This is a genomic window from Streptomyces pinistramenti, from assembly GCF_020564935.1.
Classification (GTDB): domain Bacteria; phylum Actinomycetota; class Actinomycetes; order Streptomycetales; family Streptomycetaceae; genus Streptomyces; species Streptomyces pinistramenti.
Map to the genome: position 1 here is coordinate 1 of NZ_JAJCXB010000102.1, position 13,128 is coordinate 13,128.

The following is a 13,128-nucleotide window of genomic DNA, read 5'->3' on the forward strand; positions in this document are numbered from 1 at the left end:
GGGCACCAAGGGGGCGATGGAGAGGTGAGGGGGTAACGGGGGCGGAGGGGGTGTAGGGCTCCAGGGGCCGGGGTGTTGGGGCACTTCGGGGAGGGGCTTGAGGGGAGGGCGTGCCGGGCGGGGTGTCCGCTGCGGCCTGGACAGCGCGAGGGTTTCTGACGGACAGTCAGAAACCCTCGCGTTCGTTCGTGCCCCGGAGCCGGTTGGCGGGGGCGGCGCTCCGCCCGGCCGCCGGGCGCGGGCGCCCCGCCGGAAGCACCACGTGCCACGCCCCGCACCCAAGCCCCGGACCCACCGCCCGAGCCCACCGCCCCGCACCCATCAGCAACCCGCCCCGCACCTCACGCCGCCACCAGAAGGAGAGGCCGCCGACGTGCACCTCGCCCCTACCGCGCGCCAGCAGCGGTTGCGCGCCGAACTCCGGTCCTATTTCCGGGAGATGCTGCCCGACGGGCCGCTCGACGACCCCGCTGAGCAGCGTGCCGTGCTCCGCCGGATCGGTGCCGACGGCCTGCTCGGTCTGGGCTGGCCGGTCGCGTACGGAGGCCAGGGGCGCGGCGCCGACGAGCAGTTCGTGTTCTTCGACGAGGCGTACCGTGCGGGTGCGCCGGTCTCGATGGTCACGCTCAACACGGTCGGCCCGACGCTGATGAAGTACGGCACCGATGAGCAGAAGGGCTACTTCCTGCCGCGCATCCTGAGCGGCGAGACCGTCTTCGCGATCGGCTACACCGAACCGGAGGCCGGTACCGACCTCGCCGCGCTGCGTACCCGCGCGGTGCGGGACGGCGGCGAGTGGCTGATCGACGGCGGCAAGAGCTTCACCAGCAATGCCCACCAGGCCGACTGGATCTGGCTGGCCTGCCGTACCGATCCCGGTGCGCCCAAGCACGAGGGCATCTCGATCATCCTCGTGCCGACCACCGCGCCCGGCTTCTCCTGGACGCCGATCGGGACGGTCGGCGGGCTGATGACCACCGCGACGTACTACGACAGCGTCCGGGTGCCCGCCGGGAATCTCGTCGGCGAGGAGAACGCCGGATGGCGGCTGATCACCAACCAGCTCAACCACGAGCGGGTGGCGCTGGCCGCCATCGGGATGCAGGCCGAGGACGCCTTCGACGCGGCGCTGGCACATGCCCGTACGCCGGATCCGGCGACCGGGGAGCGGCCGGCCGACCGGGCGTGGGTGCGGTCCCGGCTGGCCGAGGCGCACGCCAGGCTGGCCGCGACCCGGCTGCTGAACTGGCGGCTGGTCGGCGACGTCGGCGCCGGGACGCTCGGCCCGGGGGACGCCAGCGGCGTCAAGTTCGCCGGTACGGAGAGCACCGTCGAGGTGTACCGGATGTGCCAGGAGGTGGTGGGCGACGCGGCCCTGGTGCGTGCCGGATCACCGGGCGTCTTCGGGGACGGCGAGCTGGAGCGGATGAACCGTGCCGCGCAGATCAATACGTTCGGGGGCGGCGTGAGCGAGGTGCAGCGGGAGATCGTCGCGACGATGCGGCTGGGGATGCGGAGGGGGCGCCGGTGACGGGCCGTCAGGACCGGGTGCGTGACGAAGCCGCCCGCAGCGACGACCTGTACGCGCGGCTCCGGCGCTTCGAAGGCCGGCCCGCCGCGACCGCAGGTGTCGGCAAGGACCCCGTCAACCTGCCCATGATCAGGCACTGGTGCGAGGCGATGGGGGACGACCACCCCGCGTACCGGGGCCCGGACGCGGTGGCTCCGCCGACGATGCTCCAGGCGTGGACCATGGGCGGGCTTTCCGGCCACACGGACCGGTCGCCCGACTACGACGCGCTCTTCGCGCTGCTCGACGGCGCCGGTTACACCTCCGTCGTCGCCACCGACTGCGAGCAGGAGTACCTGCGGCCGCTGCGTCCCGGTGACCGGATCACGTTCGACGCGGTGATCGAGTCGGTGTCGGACCGCAAGACCACCAAGCTGGGGACCGGGCACTTCGTGACGACGCGGATGGACGTGCACGCCGGCGGCAGGCTCGCCGGTACCCACCGCTTCCGGATCCTCAAGTACGCGCCGGCGCGCGCGGGCGGGCGCCCACCGAGGGCCGAGCCGCCCCGCCGCCCCCGGCCCGTGATCAACCGCGACAACGCCGGGTTCTGGGACGGGGTCGCCGCCCACACCCTGCTGATCCAGCGGTGCACCGGCTGCGGGCGGCTGCGACTGCCCTGGCTGCCCGGCTGCGTGGACTGCGGTGCGCAGGAGTGGGACACGGTCGAGGCGGGCGGGGCGGGCACCGTCCACTCGTACGTGGTGATGCACCACCCGCCGTTCCCGGCCTTCGACCCGCCGTACGCGGTCGCGCTGGTCGAGCTGGCGGAGGGGGTGCGGATGGTGAGCAACGTGGTCGGTGTGGCGTACGACGAGGTGCGGATCGGGATGCCGGTGCGGCTGGAATTCCTGCGGGTGGATGAGGAGTTGGAGCTTCCGGTCTTCCGGGCCGGGGTGGCTGCCGAAGGATCCGTGGCCACGGGCGGAGGCGAGGGCTGACATGGACTTCACACCTACGGAGGAGCAGCGCGCGGCGAGCGGCCTGGCGGCGGAGATCTTCGCCGACCTGTCCACACCGGAACGGCTGGCCGGGCTCGGCACGGGCCCCGACACCGTCCTGTGGAAGGCGCTGTGCGCGGCCGGGCTGCCCGGTGCGGTGGAGGACACCGGGCTGCTCGGTCTGGTGCTTCTCCTGGAGGAGCAGGGGCGGGCCACCGCCCAGGTGCCGTTCGCCGCGACCTGCGTCCACGGGCTGTGGGCCGTCGCCGCGCACGGCACGCCCGCGCAGCACGAGCGGCTGCTGCCCGCCCTGCGCGACGGGACGCTGACGGCCGCCGGCGCGTTCACGGGCGGCGGCGCACCGGCCGTACGCGCCGAGCGGTGCGCCCCCGGAGCGCCCGGTACGGACCTGGCGCCGGTCCGGCTGACCGGTGCGGTGCCCGTCGTCCCCTGGCTGTGCGGTGCCGGGCTGCTGCTGGTGCCGGACGCCGGGCGGCGGCTGTGGCTGGTGCGGGGTGACGCTCCTGGTGTCGGCATCGAGCCGGTCGCCACGACCGCGCCCTGGTCGGCGGGCCGGCTCACCCTGGACGGCGCACCGGCCGAGCGGCTGGGGCCCGACGGGGCGCCCGGCACCGGCCCGTACGACGACGTCCTCGCCGCCGCCCGCACCGCCTTCGCCGGGCTCCAGGCGGGGGTCTGCGCGGGCGCGGTCGCCCGTGCGGTGGAACACACCTCCACCCGCGAGCAGTTCGGGCGCCCGCTGTCCACCAACCAGGGGGTGCAGCTGCGCGCCGCCGACGCGCACATGGACACCGAGGCGATCCGCGTCACCGCCTACGAGGCGGCCTGGCGCCGGGACGCGGGTCTGGACGCCGCGGCGTCCGCACTGACCGCCGCCTGGTGGGCGTCCGACGCGGGCACCCGCGTGGTGCACGCCGTCCAGCATCTGCACGGCGGGATCGGCGCCGACGTCGACCACCCCGTCCACCGGCACTTCCTGTGGGGCAGGCAGCTCGGCGCGCATCTCGGCGCGGGCGCCCAACTCCTCGAAGAGCTGGGCAGGTTGCTCACCGATGAGGACGTCAAGGGGGAAGGGGAAGTCGATGAGGACATGGAGGGGGAAGCGGTATGAAGCCTGGCGAGGAACTGCCCCCGCTGAGCATTCCCGTCACCCGCACGCTGATCGTCTCCGGGGCGGTCGCCTCGCGTGACTACCAGGACGTGCACCACGACGCCGAGGCGGCCCGCGCCAAGGGCTCCCCCGACCTCTTCATGAACATCCTCACCACGAACGGTCTCGTCGGCCGCTACATCACCGACCACTTCGGGCCGCGGGCCAGGCTCCGCAAGGTCGCCATCCGGCTCGGCGCGCCCAACCACCCGGGGGACACCCTGGTGTTGACGGGCACGGTCACCGGGGTCGACGGCGGGACGGCGCAGGTCCGTGTCGTCGGCGCGAACGGTCTGGGCCACCACGTCACCGGCACCGTCACGGTCACCGTGCCCGCCGACGACGGCCACCTCCCGGCAGACGAAGGACACGAAGGGGAGGGAGCATGACCCTGCACCGTGCGGACACGCTCGGCGGCCGGGCCGCCATCGCCGGTATCGGCGCGACCGCGTTCTCCAAGGACTCCGGCCGCAGCGAGCTGAAACTCGCCGTGGACGCGGTGCACGCCGCGCTCGACGACGCGGGCCTGCGGCCCGCCGACGTCGACGGCCTGGTCACCTTCACCATGGACACCAGCCCGGAGATCACCGTCGCCCAGGCGGCCGGTATCGGCGAACTGTCCTTCTTCTCGCGCGTCCACTACGGGGGCGGCGCGGCCTGCGCCACCGTCCAGCAGGCGGCCCTGGCCGTCGCCTGTGGCCTCGCCGACGTCGTCGTCTGCTACCGCGCCTTCAACGAGCGTTCCGGGCGCCGCTTCGGCTCCGGCGTCCAGCAGCGCGAACCGTCGGCCGAGGGCGCGGCGCTCGGCTGGATGCTGCCGTTCGGCCTGCTCACCCCCGCCTCCTGGGTCGCCATGGCCGCCCGGCGCTACCTGCACACGTACGGGCTCACGCCGGAAGCCTTCGGGCAGGTCGCGGTCACCGACCGCAGGCACGCGGCCCGCAACCCGGCCGCGTACTTCTACGGCAAGCCGATCACCCTCGCCGACCACGCGGCCTCCCGCTGGATCGTCGAACCGCTGCGGCTGCTGGACTGCTGCCAGGAGACGGACGGCGGCCAGGCGCTCGTGGTCACCTCCGTCGAGCGGGCCAGGACGCTGCGCAGGAAGCCCGCGGTGATCACGGCGGCGGCGCAGGGCGCGGGCCGCGCGCAGGAGCAGATGACGAGCTTCTCGCGGGACCTGACGGGACTTCCCGAGATGGGGGCCGTCGCCCGTCAGTTGTGGCGCACGGCAGGTCTCGCGCCCGCCGACATCGACGTGGCGATCCTCTACGACCACTTCACGCCGTTCGTGCTGATGCAGCTGGAGGAGTTCGGCTTCTGCGCGCCCGGTGAGGCGGCCGGTTTCGTCGCGGCGGACACGCTGCCGCTGAACACGCACGGCGGCCAGCTCGGCGAGGCGTATCTGCACGGGATGAACGGGATCGCGGAGGCGGTGCGCCAGGTGCGCGGCAGCTCCGTCAATCAGGCGCCGGGCGCGTCCAGGGTGCTGGTCACGGCCGGAACCGGAGTGCCCACGTCGGGGCTGATCCTGGGGGCCGACGGCTGACGTACGGGCCCGGCGGCAGAGCGGCGGGCCCGGCGGTTGAGGCGCGGGCCCGGCAGCGCAGAACCTGCGAGGTGGGCTTCCTTCGACGGCATTGTCCGTATCAGGTGGTGGAGGTCGCCTTCCGGTCTTTCGACCCTTCCGGCCTCTCAGCCCGGCCCTCACGTGCTCGAAGGAACTCGTCCTTCTCCCCAACACGCTCCGGTCGAGCTCCCTCGCTCGCCCCGCAGGCTGATACTTACGCTACGCCTCTCCGTGGCGTGTGAAAAGCCCCTTTTGTGAATTTTCTCCGCACGGTGGTAACGGCCGCCGGAGGCGTCGGCAGGGGCGTCAACGGAGGCATGACCTCGGCCGTTGCCCTAGGGGAGCGCCGCCTCCCGTCCGCCCTGAGGAGGTAGGGCGGGCCCCACCTGTACAACTTCAGACGGAGGGCGCTTCGGCACCTGGGGCCGATCCCTCCGGGGTCCTCCCGCTTCTAGCGTGGAGACATGACCACGCCAGTGTGCACAAGCGCCGCGACACCAGCCGCGTACCCGTCGTTCTCGACCTACGTACGCGCCCGGGGACCGGTGCTGCTGCGTGCCGCGCGGTCGCTCAGCACCAATCCGAACGACGCGGAAGACCTGTTGCAGACCGCGCTCGCCAAGACGTTCGTGGCCTGGGAGCGCATCGAGGACCACCGCGCCCTCGACGGTTACGTCCGCCGCGCGCTGCTGAACACCCGCACCTCCCAGTGGCGCAAGCGCAAGGTCGACGAGTTCGCCTGCGAAGAGCTGCCCGAGCCCGACCCGGTGCCGGCCCCCGACCCGGCCGAGGTCCAGGGCCTGCGGGACGCCATGTGGGAGGCCATCATGCGGCTGCCGCCCCGCCAGCGGGCGATGGTCGTGCTGCGCTACTACGAGGACCTGAGCGAGGCGCAGACCGCCGCGGTCATGGAGGTCTCCGTCGGCACGGTCAAGAGCGCCGTCTCGCGCGCCCTGGCCAAGCTGCGTGAGGATGCCGAACTGGCTCTGATCATGTGAGCAGGACGCCCAACACCCGGGGGTTTCCCCCACGTTGGACGGTCCCGCTGACCGGATCGATCGACGGGAGGTGAGGACGCAGGCTGAACGGGTCCGGATTTCCGCTGCACCCAGCAGGTTGCACAAGGAGTGTTCTCCATGCCCGATCGTTCTCGCCGGCACCCGCGCGCCCGCGCCTCTTCACCGGCCGGGCCCCGGCGGGGCATCACGGCGGTGGCCGTGCTGGCCGCCGCGCTGACCGTGACCGGCACGCTGCCCGCGTACGCGGCGCAGCCCCAGGGCTCAGGTGAGGTCGTGCGGCAGGGCCTGGACCGTCTGGTGCACGAGGACCGGTACCCGGCAGCCCTGGCCGCCACCCGCGCGGCCGACGGGCGGGCCCGCAACTACACCGCCGGGGTCGCGGACCTGAAGACCGGGGCGAAGGTGCCGGCCGACGGGCAGGTGCGCGCGGGGAGCAACACCAAGACGTTCACGGCCACGGTCGTCCTCCAACTGGTCGGCGAGGGCAAGGTCGCGCTCGGCGCCCCGGTCGAGAGGTATCTGCCGGGCCTGGTGCGGGGCAAGGGCATCGACGGCCGCCGCATCACGGTGCGCCAGCTGCTCCAGCACACCAGCGGACTGCCCGACTACGCCGACCACCTCAGCGACCTCACCGGCAAGGACCGCCACACCTACGTCCAGCCGCGCACCCTGCTCGACCTGGCACTGGCGCACAAGGCGCGGTTCGCTCCCGGCACCAACTGGAGCTACAGCAACACCAATTACCTGCTGGCCGGGCTGATCATCGAGAAGGTCACCGGACGCCCGCTGGCGGAGGAGATCACCCACCGGGTCATCGAGCGCGCAGGGCTGCACCACACCTACTTCCCCGGCCCCGGCGACGAGCGCATACGGGGCGCCCACCCCGAGGGCTACGTCGCGGCGAAGCCCGGTGCGCCGCTGGAGAACATCACGGAGCTTGACCCCTCCTGGGGATGGGCCGCAGGGCAGCTGATCTCCACGCCCGGCGACCTGAACCGCTTCTTCGCAGCCCTGCTCGGCGGCCGGCTCCTCAAGCCCGTGCAGCTCGCCCAGATGCGCACCACCGTCCCCGCCGGCGCCCTGTGGCCCGGCGCCCGGTACGGGCTGGGTGTGGTCAGTACGCCGCTGAGCTGCGGCGGCCGGATGTGGGGGCACGGCGGTGACATACCCGGCTACCAGACGCGTACCGGTGTCACCGACGGGGGCCGCGCCGTGACGGTGGCGGTCACCGCCGACGGGGCGCCGACCGCGCGGGGCCCCGCCGACGTCCGGGGCATCCTCGACACCGCCCTGTGCCGGTGAGCCGGCCGCCCCTGCCTGGCTAACCGCAGTCGCAACAGCTGCAACAGTCACAGCAATCGCAGCCGTCGCAGCTACCGCAACCATCGCAACTGTTGCAGCAGTCGCAGGAGCTGCACCATCCCTCGTGCTTCCGCCGCGACCACGGGCCGTCGAACGTGTCGGAGCAGCAGATCTGGCAGGTGCAGCACAGCCCGATGGCGACGAAGCAGCCGGGGATGAGCCCGCGCGGCTTCTTCGGGGGCGGCGGCATCGGCGGGATGCCTCCGCCGTACGGGTTGCCGCCCTGGTACGGGTTCCCGTCCCCGTAAGGGTTGGTGCGCTGGCCCGGGTGCGGGCCCGGGGCGCCGTGGCTCCCGTGGGCGCAGCCCGCGGTGCCGAAGGCGCGGTCCACGGAGCGGCGGAGTTCGTGCACCAGCAGCACGTGCGCGAGCGAGGAGTCGGCGAACTCGACGTCGCGCAGGGCGAGCCGGATGCCGTGCAGCGCGTCGTCGCACAGCCGGCGGGCCTGCGCGGTGGTGGCGCCGGTGGCGGTGAGCGGGTTCCAGGCGCCTTCGGCGGCGTCCGACGCGCGGTCCTCCACGGCGTCCAGGAGGTGCGCGAGCCGCCCGAAGAGCCGGCCGGCCTCGGCGAGCGGTGCGGCGTTGCCCATCCGGCCCGCCAGGACGGCGGTGTGCGCGAAGGCCGCCGCGGTCGCCGTCTCGGTCGGCTCGGTGATCACCGTCAACGGCGTGCCGGGGCCCGCCAGTTCCTCGATGCCCACCTGCCGGTCGACGGCGTCGACGAGGACCGCGGTGTCGAAGCCGAGCCCGGCGCCGGTGCGGGCCCCGGCACGGTCCCAGCCCGCGGCGACCTTGCGCGCGGCGGCCGCCACCGGACGGCGCCGCAGCAGTCCGTTCCGGTCGGCGACGTGGTCCCGTATCTTCGCCGACGCGAGGACGAGCGAGACCGACGCGGCGAGCCTGGCGCCCTCGCCCTTGGCCACGGACGCGGTCCGCAGGCCACGGAGCGGGCAAGGGCCCGCGGTGCGCCGCCCGGCCTCGCCGCGGGGTGACTGGGCGTCGGTCAGCACGGACACGATCAGTCCGTCGTAGTTCGTGACGACCCGGGCGAACTGGCCGTGGTCGGCGCGCAGGGCGAGGCAGAGGCCGCACAGGTGGGCCATCCAGTCCGCCTTGAGCCCTTCGGTCAAGCGATGGGTGCAGGGCCTGACAATTCCGAACAAGTGAAACCCCCGTGAGACTTCGGCGCGATACGTCGGCGTGGCCGGCGGCGGGAATCGTATCCAGGTGGCCGGGGAAAAGGAGATGCGTGCGGCCTCTCGCGCTGCGCCGGTGCATCGTGAACAGGTTTCCCGACTCGCCCACGCCGAGCACCCGATCAAGTCCCCGCTCGACGACGACTCGGTACGCCGGCTGCTGGAAAAGGGCCTGCCGCGCGGCGACGAGCGGGTCCTCGACCTCGGTTGCGGAACCGGGGAATGGCTGCTGCGCGCGCTGGCCATGCACCCGCGGCTGCGGGCCGAGGGTGTCGACCTCTCCGGTGACGCCCTCGCGCAGGCCCGCCGGGGCGCGAGCAGCCGCGGTGTCGCGGAACGTCTCGTGCTCCACCACCAGGACGCCGCCGATTTCGCTTCCCCGCACTTGTTCGATCTGGTGCTCAGCGTGGGGGCCGCGCACGCTTTCGGCGGCCTGCTCCCCACCCTCGCGGCGGCACGCACGTCGCTGGCTCCAGGGGGCCGGGTGCTGATCGGCGACGGTTTCTGGGAGCGCGAGCCGTCCCAGGAGGCCGTCGAGATGCTCGGTGACTTCACGGACCTGGCGACCACGCTCGACCGGGTGGCCGCCGACGGCTGGACCCCCGTCCACGGGCACGTCAGCACGCGCGGTGAACTGGACGGCTACGAATGGGCCTGCTGGGGGTCGCTGGCGTCCTGGGCCCTGGATCACCCGGACGATCCGGACAGCGCGTACGTGCGGGAAACCGCCGCCGCCCGGCGCTCGGAATGGCTGCGCGTCTACCGGGACACCTGGGGCTTCCTCTGCCTTGTACTGCGCCGGACAGCCGACTGACCCCGGAGCGCCCTGGTGTCCGGCGCCGCCCCGGGGGACGTCGGTCGCCGCGGTTGACCAGCAGCCTGCCGACGGCGCGTCCGGCCTCGGCGACGCGGTTCGCGAGGCCGGCCGGATCGCCGCCCTCGGCGTCCCGCAGCAGCACCTCCACCCCGGCGAGCTGGGCGACGCGCTCGGCCAGGCGGGTGGCATCGAGCTCCCGGCCGGGGCCCTGCGCGCTCAGCAGGCGGCACAACTGCTCGGACCTGGCGGCCAGTTGACGGTTCTTGCGGTAGAGGCCGAGGAACACGTTGACCTTGGTGCGCAGCAGCCAGGGGAGTGGCCGCCCCGGCCCCCGTACGGGACGACGCCCCGGCCCCCGTACGGGCAGCGGCCCCCGCCCCCACCCCAGGCTCTTCCCCGACCGCCCCGCACCGCGGCCACGCCGCCGGCTGCCCACCACGCTCGCCGGCATCCCCCGCGTCGGCACCGCCGTCGTCTTCGAGCCGCACGGCCAGGGCCAGACCGTCGGCGGCGACTTCTACGACATCTTCCCGATGGGCGCCCGCCGTTGGGGCTTCCTCCTGGGCGACGTCCAGGGCAAGGACCCCGAGGCGATGTCCGTCACCGGCCTGGCACGCCACCTGGTGCGGCTGCTGGCCCGCGAGGGGCAGGGCGTCGAGTCGGTGCTCGGCCGGCTCAACACGGCCATGGCGGAGGAGAGCACGGAGACGGTCGAGGCCGGCGGCGAGCAGGCCAGGCCGCGCTTCCTGAGCCGGGCGGAGGGGTGGCGGGGGTAGGGGCCCCGGTCCCCCTGTTACGTCTCTCCGCGTGCCCCGGTGCCCCACTCGACGTGCTCCTGTAGGCCGCGCAGCACGTCAGCAGGCGGGCTGGCGGCACAGGGACCGCACAGCGGAAACTCCCAGCCCGGCCCGGAGTTGGCGTGAAGATAGGTCTCGGCGACGCCGTGGCCCGTGCCGCATCCTTCACACGACACAGGTGCGGGCGAGACGTCGTCCAGGTCAGCCCCTCGGGCCGGTGGCGAGAGCGGTGCCGCACCCGGGTGCAGCCGGAGCGCGGTCGTGCCCCGGTAGGCGCGGCCCGTGGCGACGGTCCGGTGGAGGTACGCGTCGACGGCGTCAGGACCGGCACCGGGCGGCAGCGGATCGAGCCCGACCGTGACGCACACCGGCCCGCCCCGGACGACATGGTCCCGCCAGATGGGCCCCGGCGACGGCAGCCGCAGGGCATGCACCGGATGCCCGTAGTCGAGCGCCGTCACGGCACCGTGCACCAGGAGACGGGCGCCGATCCCGGTGAGCGGCTCGGCGGCCGGCCGGAGCGCCATGGCATCCGCCATGCCGAGGAGTGCGGTCTCGACGGCCGCCGGGCTCTCTCCCCGGCGCCGCAGGGGGACGTGTCCGATCAGCAGGGCTCCCACGGGATCGGCGGGGGACGCGGTGTCGAGCCAGGTCGACACGGCACACCCGCCGAGGAACGCGGGGCCGGGGACGGGACGGATCACGAGGCCGGCACCTGCGGCTCCGCCTCGTCCGCGCGGATGCCGGCCGCACGCCGCTCCCGCGCGGTGGACAGCCGTGCGTCACCGGGTGGGCAGTCCCATTCGATTCCCCCACCGGGCGGCCGGAGTTGGAGGTACGTGCCCTCGCAGCCCATGACGCGGCCGAGCCTGCCGGTCCGGCGGTCGATGACGTAGATGCCGGTGCGGTAGCTCATGCGGTGTCCCTCCGGAGCGCTGCCGTGAGCCGCCGAGCGGTGTCGAGTGGGCAGCCGCCCAGCTCGATCAGGCCCGGCGCCTGCGGATCGCCGCTGCTCCACGTCGAGTGGTGCAGCCGGAGCGACGGCAAGGTCACACCGGCGTCGTGAAGGGCTTTCCGAAGGTCGTCGAGCACCCCGTCGGATTCCGGGATGCGGTGTGCGGCCCTGCGTGGTTTCTCCGAGGTCATGGGCCGGGCTCCTGTCTCGTGAGCGCAGGTCGCACACCAAATGACGCGACGTCAGAAGCCATGGAGCGTCCCGGTGTTACCGCGCTGATCGTTCGGATTCCCCAAGACTGCATCGGGCGCGATCAAATCTGCAAGACTTCACAAAGGGAATTCGAATGGATAACTCAAATTGATTAAGCGCATTGCGAATAGGGCATGCCACTGCTTCTATTCGGGGTGTCGGAAGTCCTTCATAATGGGTGTGGGAAGGGGAGCGCATGCCGGAGCGATCAGCAGGGTCGACGGTTCCGAGGCGGCAACTCGGGCGCTATCTGCGTGACTTACGGATGCAGGCGAGGCTGACGGTGCGCACGGCCGCCAGGGAACTGGAGTGGTCCGAGGCCAAGATGTGGCGCATCGAGACGGGCCAGACCTCGCTGCGCAGCCACGACGCCGAGACCATGTGCAAGGTGTACGGGGCGCCGTCGGACATCACCGAAGCCTTGATGGGGCTGGCGAAGGAGACGAAGGCCAAAGGGTGGTGGCATTCGTACGGGGATGTCGTACCCGAGGGCTTCGACGTCTACATCGGCCTGGAGGGGGCGGCGTCGAGCCTGGCCACCTATGAGAGCGATCTGGTTCCTGGGCTTCTCCAGACCGAGGAGTACACACGGGCCACGATCCGGGCTTTGGCCGATGAAGACGACGAGGAGGTCGAGCGGCGAGTCAGGCTCCGCATCGAGCGGCAGACGCTCCTCACTCGGCCAACTGCCCCGCCTCAGTTCTCTCTTGTCCTGAGCGAGGCGGCGCTGCGCCGACCGACCGGTGGCGCGGCGGTCATGCGCAAGCAGTGCGAGTACCTGGTTGCCGCGTCGGGGTGGGCGAATGTCATGATCCGTGTCATGCCGTTCAGCGTGGGATCGCACTACGGGCTGGTAACGGGCCCGTTCGTCGTCCTGCGGTTTCCGGTGACCGGCGACGGTGCGGAGACAGAACCGCCGACCGTGTACGCGGACGGTTTCACCGGCAGCCTGTACCTCGACAAGCCGAGCGAGGTGCAGGCATACGACCGGGCGTTCCGCGAGATCTGGGAAGCAGCACTTGATGAGCAGGCGTCGCGGCGCCTTATGAGGGAGGTAGCGGAGAGCTATGGACAGGATTGATCTGAGCGCGGCTCGTTGGCAGAAGTCGAGCTACAGCAACGCCAATCAGAACTGCGTCGAGGTGGCGCCGGGCTTCCCGGGTGTGCTGCCGGTGCGTGATTCCAAGCGTCCGGAGGGTGCGGCTCTGGTCGTTCCCGCCGGTTCGTGGTCGGTGTTCGTAGGGGCTGTCAAGGGCGGCAAGTTCGGCGCTTGAGGGAGGCGGCGGAGAGTTATGGCCAAGGTTGATCTGAGTGCGGCTCGTTGGCAGAAGTCGAGCTACAGCAACGGCACGCAGAACTGCGTCGAGGTGGCGCCGGGCTTCCCGGGTGTGCTGCCCGTACGCGACTCCAAGCATCCGGGGGGAGCGGCTCTGGTCGTTCCCGCCGGTTCGTGGTCGGTGTTCGTAGGGGCCGTCAAGG

At 72.5% G+C, this 13,128-nt stretch carries 15 protein-coding genes and 1 pseudogene; 12 read left to right on the plus strand and 4 right to left on the minus strand.

Annotated elements, in window-relative coordinates; translation table 11 throughout:
* Positions 1–373: 373 nt before the first annotated feature.
* From LIU39_RS33775 to LIU39_RS33805, 7 genes are all read left to right on the plus strand, one after another.
* Positions 374–1,531: an acyl-CoA dehydrogenase family protein gene (locus tag LIU39_RS33775; RefSeq protein WP_227050802.1), complete on the plus strand. Its 1,158-nt coding sequence runs from the start codon at positions 374–376 to the stop codon at positions 1,529–1,531.
* Positions 1,528–2,511: a bifunctional MaoC family dehydratase N-terminal/OB-fold nucleic acid binding domain-containing protein gene (locus LIU39_RS33780; RefSeq protein WP_227050803.1), complete on the plus strand. Its 984-nt coding sequence runs from the start codon at positions 1,528–1,530 to the stop codon at positions 2,509–2,511. Before LIU39_RS33775 ends, LIU39_RS33780 begins: the two co-directional genes overlap by 4 nt.
* Before the next feature lies 1 nt (position 2,512).
* Entirely contained in the window at positions 2,513–3,643 is a 1,131-nt protein-coding gene (locus LIU39_RS33785; protein WP_227050804.1) for an acyl-CoA dehydrogenase family protein, read from the plus strand.
* Positions 3,640–4,071 (plus strand): MaoC family dehydratase, encoded by a 432-nt coding sequence (locus LIU39_RS33790; RefSeq protein ID WP_227050805.1) that lies wholly within the window; start codon positions 3,640–3,642, stop codon positions 4,069–4,071. The genes LIU39_RS33785 and LIU39_RS33790 overlap by 4 nt, the downstream gene beginning before the upstream one ends.
* Positions 4,068–5,231: a lipid-transfer protein gene (locus LIU39_RS33795; protein ID WP_227050806.1), complete on the plus strand. Its 1,164-nt coding sequence runs from the start codon at positions 4,068–4,070 to the stop codon at positions 5,229–5,231. The genes LIU39_RS33790 and LIU39_RS33795 overlap by 4 nt, the downstream gene beginning before the upstream one ends.
* A gap of 485 nt (positions 5,232–5,716) precedes the next feature.
* Positions 5,717–6,250 carry a SigE family RNA polymerase sigma factor gene (locus LIU39_RS33800; protein ID WP_227050807.1) on the plus strand — a complete coding sequence of 178 codons (534 nt, stop codon included), beginning with the start codon at positions 5,717–5,719 and terminating at the stop codon, positions 6,248–6,250.
* Positions 6,251–6,388: 138 nt separating this feature from the next.
* A complete protein-coding gene (locus LIU39_RS33805) occupies positions 6,389–7,573 on the plus strand; it encodes a serine hydrolase domain-containing protein (protein ID WP_227050808.1) in 1,185 nt (394 codons plus the stop codon).
* A 19-nt stretch (positions 7,574–7,592) separates the two neighbouring features.
* On the opposite strand, the gene LIU39_RS33810 is transcribed toward LIU39_RS33805, so the two are convergent.
* Positions 7,593–8,795, minus strand: coding sequence for a DUF5685 family protein (locus tag LIU39_RS33810; RefSeq protein ID WP_227050809.1), 1,203 nt, complete (start codon positions 8,793–8,795; stop codon positions 7,593–7,595).
* Positions 8,796–8,904: 109 nt separating this feature from the next.
* Between LIU39_RS33810 and LIU39_RS33815 the strand changes: the two genes are divergently transcribed.
* Together LIU39_RS33815 and LIU39_RS33820 are read left to right on the plus strand one after the other, a co-directional pair.
* The gene (locus tag LIU39_RS33815) at positions 8,905–9,642 is read left to right on the plus strand and encodes an SAM-dependent methyltransferase (RefSeq protein WP_227050810.1); all 738 of its coding nucleotides are present in this window, start codon (positions 8,905–8,907) and stop codon (positions 9,640–9,642) included.
* Positions 9,643–10,064: 422 nt separating this feature from the next.
* Positions 10,065–10,409: pseudogene (locus LIU39_RS33820) on the plus strand (PP2C family protein-serine/threonine phosphatase); the annotation flags it as partial.
* 29 nt (positions 10,410–10,438) lie between these two features.
* Here LIU39_RS33820 and LIU39_RS33825 read toward each other — a convergent pair.
* The 3 genes from LIU39_RS33825 to LIU39_RS33835 are packed head-to-tail and all read right to left on the minus strand — an operon-like array spanning position 10,439 to position 11,588.
* Positions 10,439–11,146 (minus strand): hypothetical protein, encoded by a 708-nt coding sequence (locus tag LIU39_RS33825; protein WP_227050811.1) that lies wholly within the window; start codon positions 11,144–11,146, stop codon positions 10,439–10,441.
* Positions 11,143–11,358, minus strand: coding sequence for a hypothetical protein (locus tag LIU39_RS33830; protein WP_227050812.1), 216 nt, complete (start codon positions 11,356–11,358; stop codon positions 11,143–11,145). The genes LIU39_RS33825 and LIU39_RS33830 overlap by 4 nt, the downstream gene beginning before the upstream one ends.
* On the minus strand, positions 11,355–11,588 hold the full coding sequence (locus LIU39_RS33835) for a hypothetical protein (RefSeq protein WP_227050813.1): 234 nt from the start codon (positions 11,586–11,588) through the stop codon (positions 11,355–11,357). The genes LIU39_RS33830 and LIU39_RS33835 overlap by 4 nt, the downstream gene beginning before the upstream one ends.
* Positions 11,589–11,845: 257 nt before the next feature.
* Here LIU39_RS33835 and LIU39_RS33840 point away from each other — a divergent pair, with 257 nt between their 5' ends.
* The 3 genes from LIU39_RS33840 to LIU39_RS33850 all read left to right on the plus strand — a co-directional run.
* Entirely contained in the window at positions 11,846–12,730 is an 885-nt protein-coding gene (locus LIU39_RS33840; protein WP_227050814.1) for a helix-turn-helix domain-containing protein, read from the plus strand.
* Entirely contained in the window at positions 12,717–12,923 is a 207-nt protein-coding gene (locus LIU39_RS33845) for a DUF397 domain-containing protein (protein WP_227050815.1), read from the plus strand. The genes LIU39_RS33840 and LIU39_RS33845 overlap by 14 nt, the downstream gene beginning before the upstream one ends.
* Positions 12,924–12,941: 18 nt before the next feature.
* On the plus strand, positions 12,942–13,128 hold a 187-nt coding region (locus LIU39_RS33850), incomplete at its 3' end, for a DUF397 domain-containing protein (RefSeq protein ID WP_227050816.1).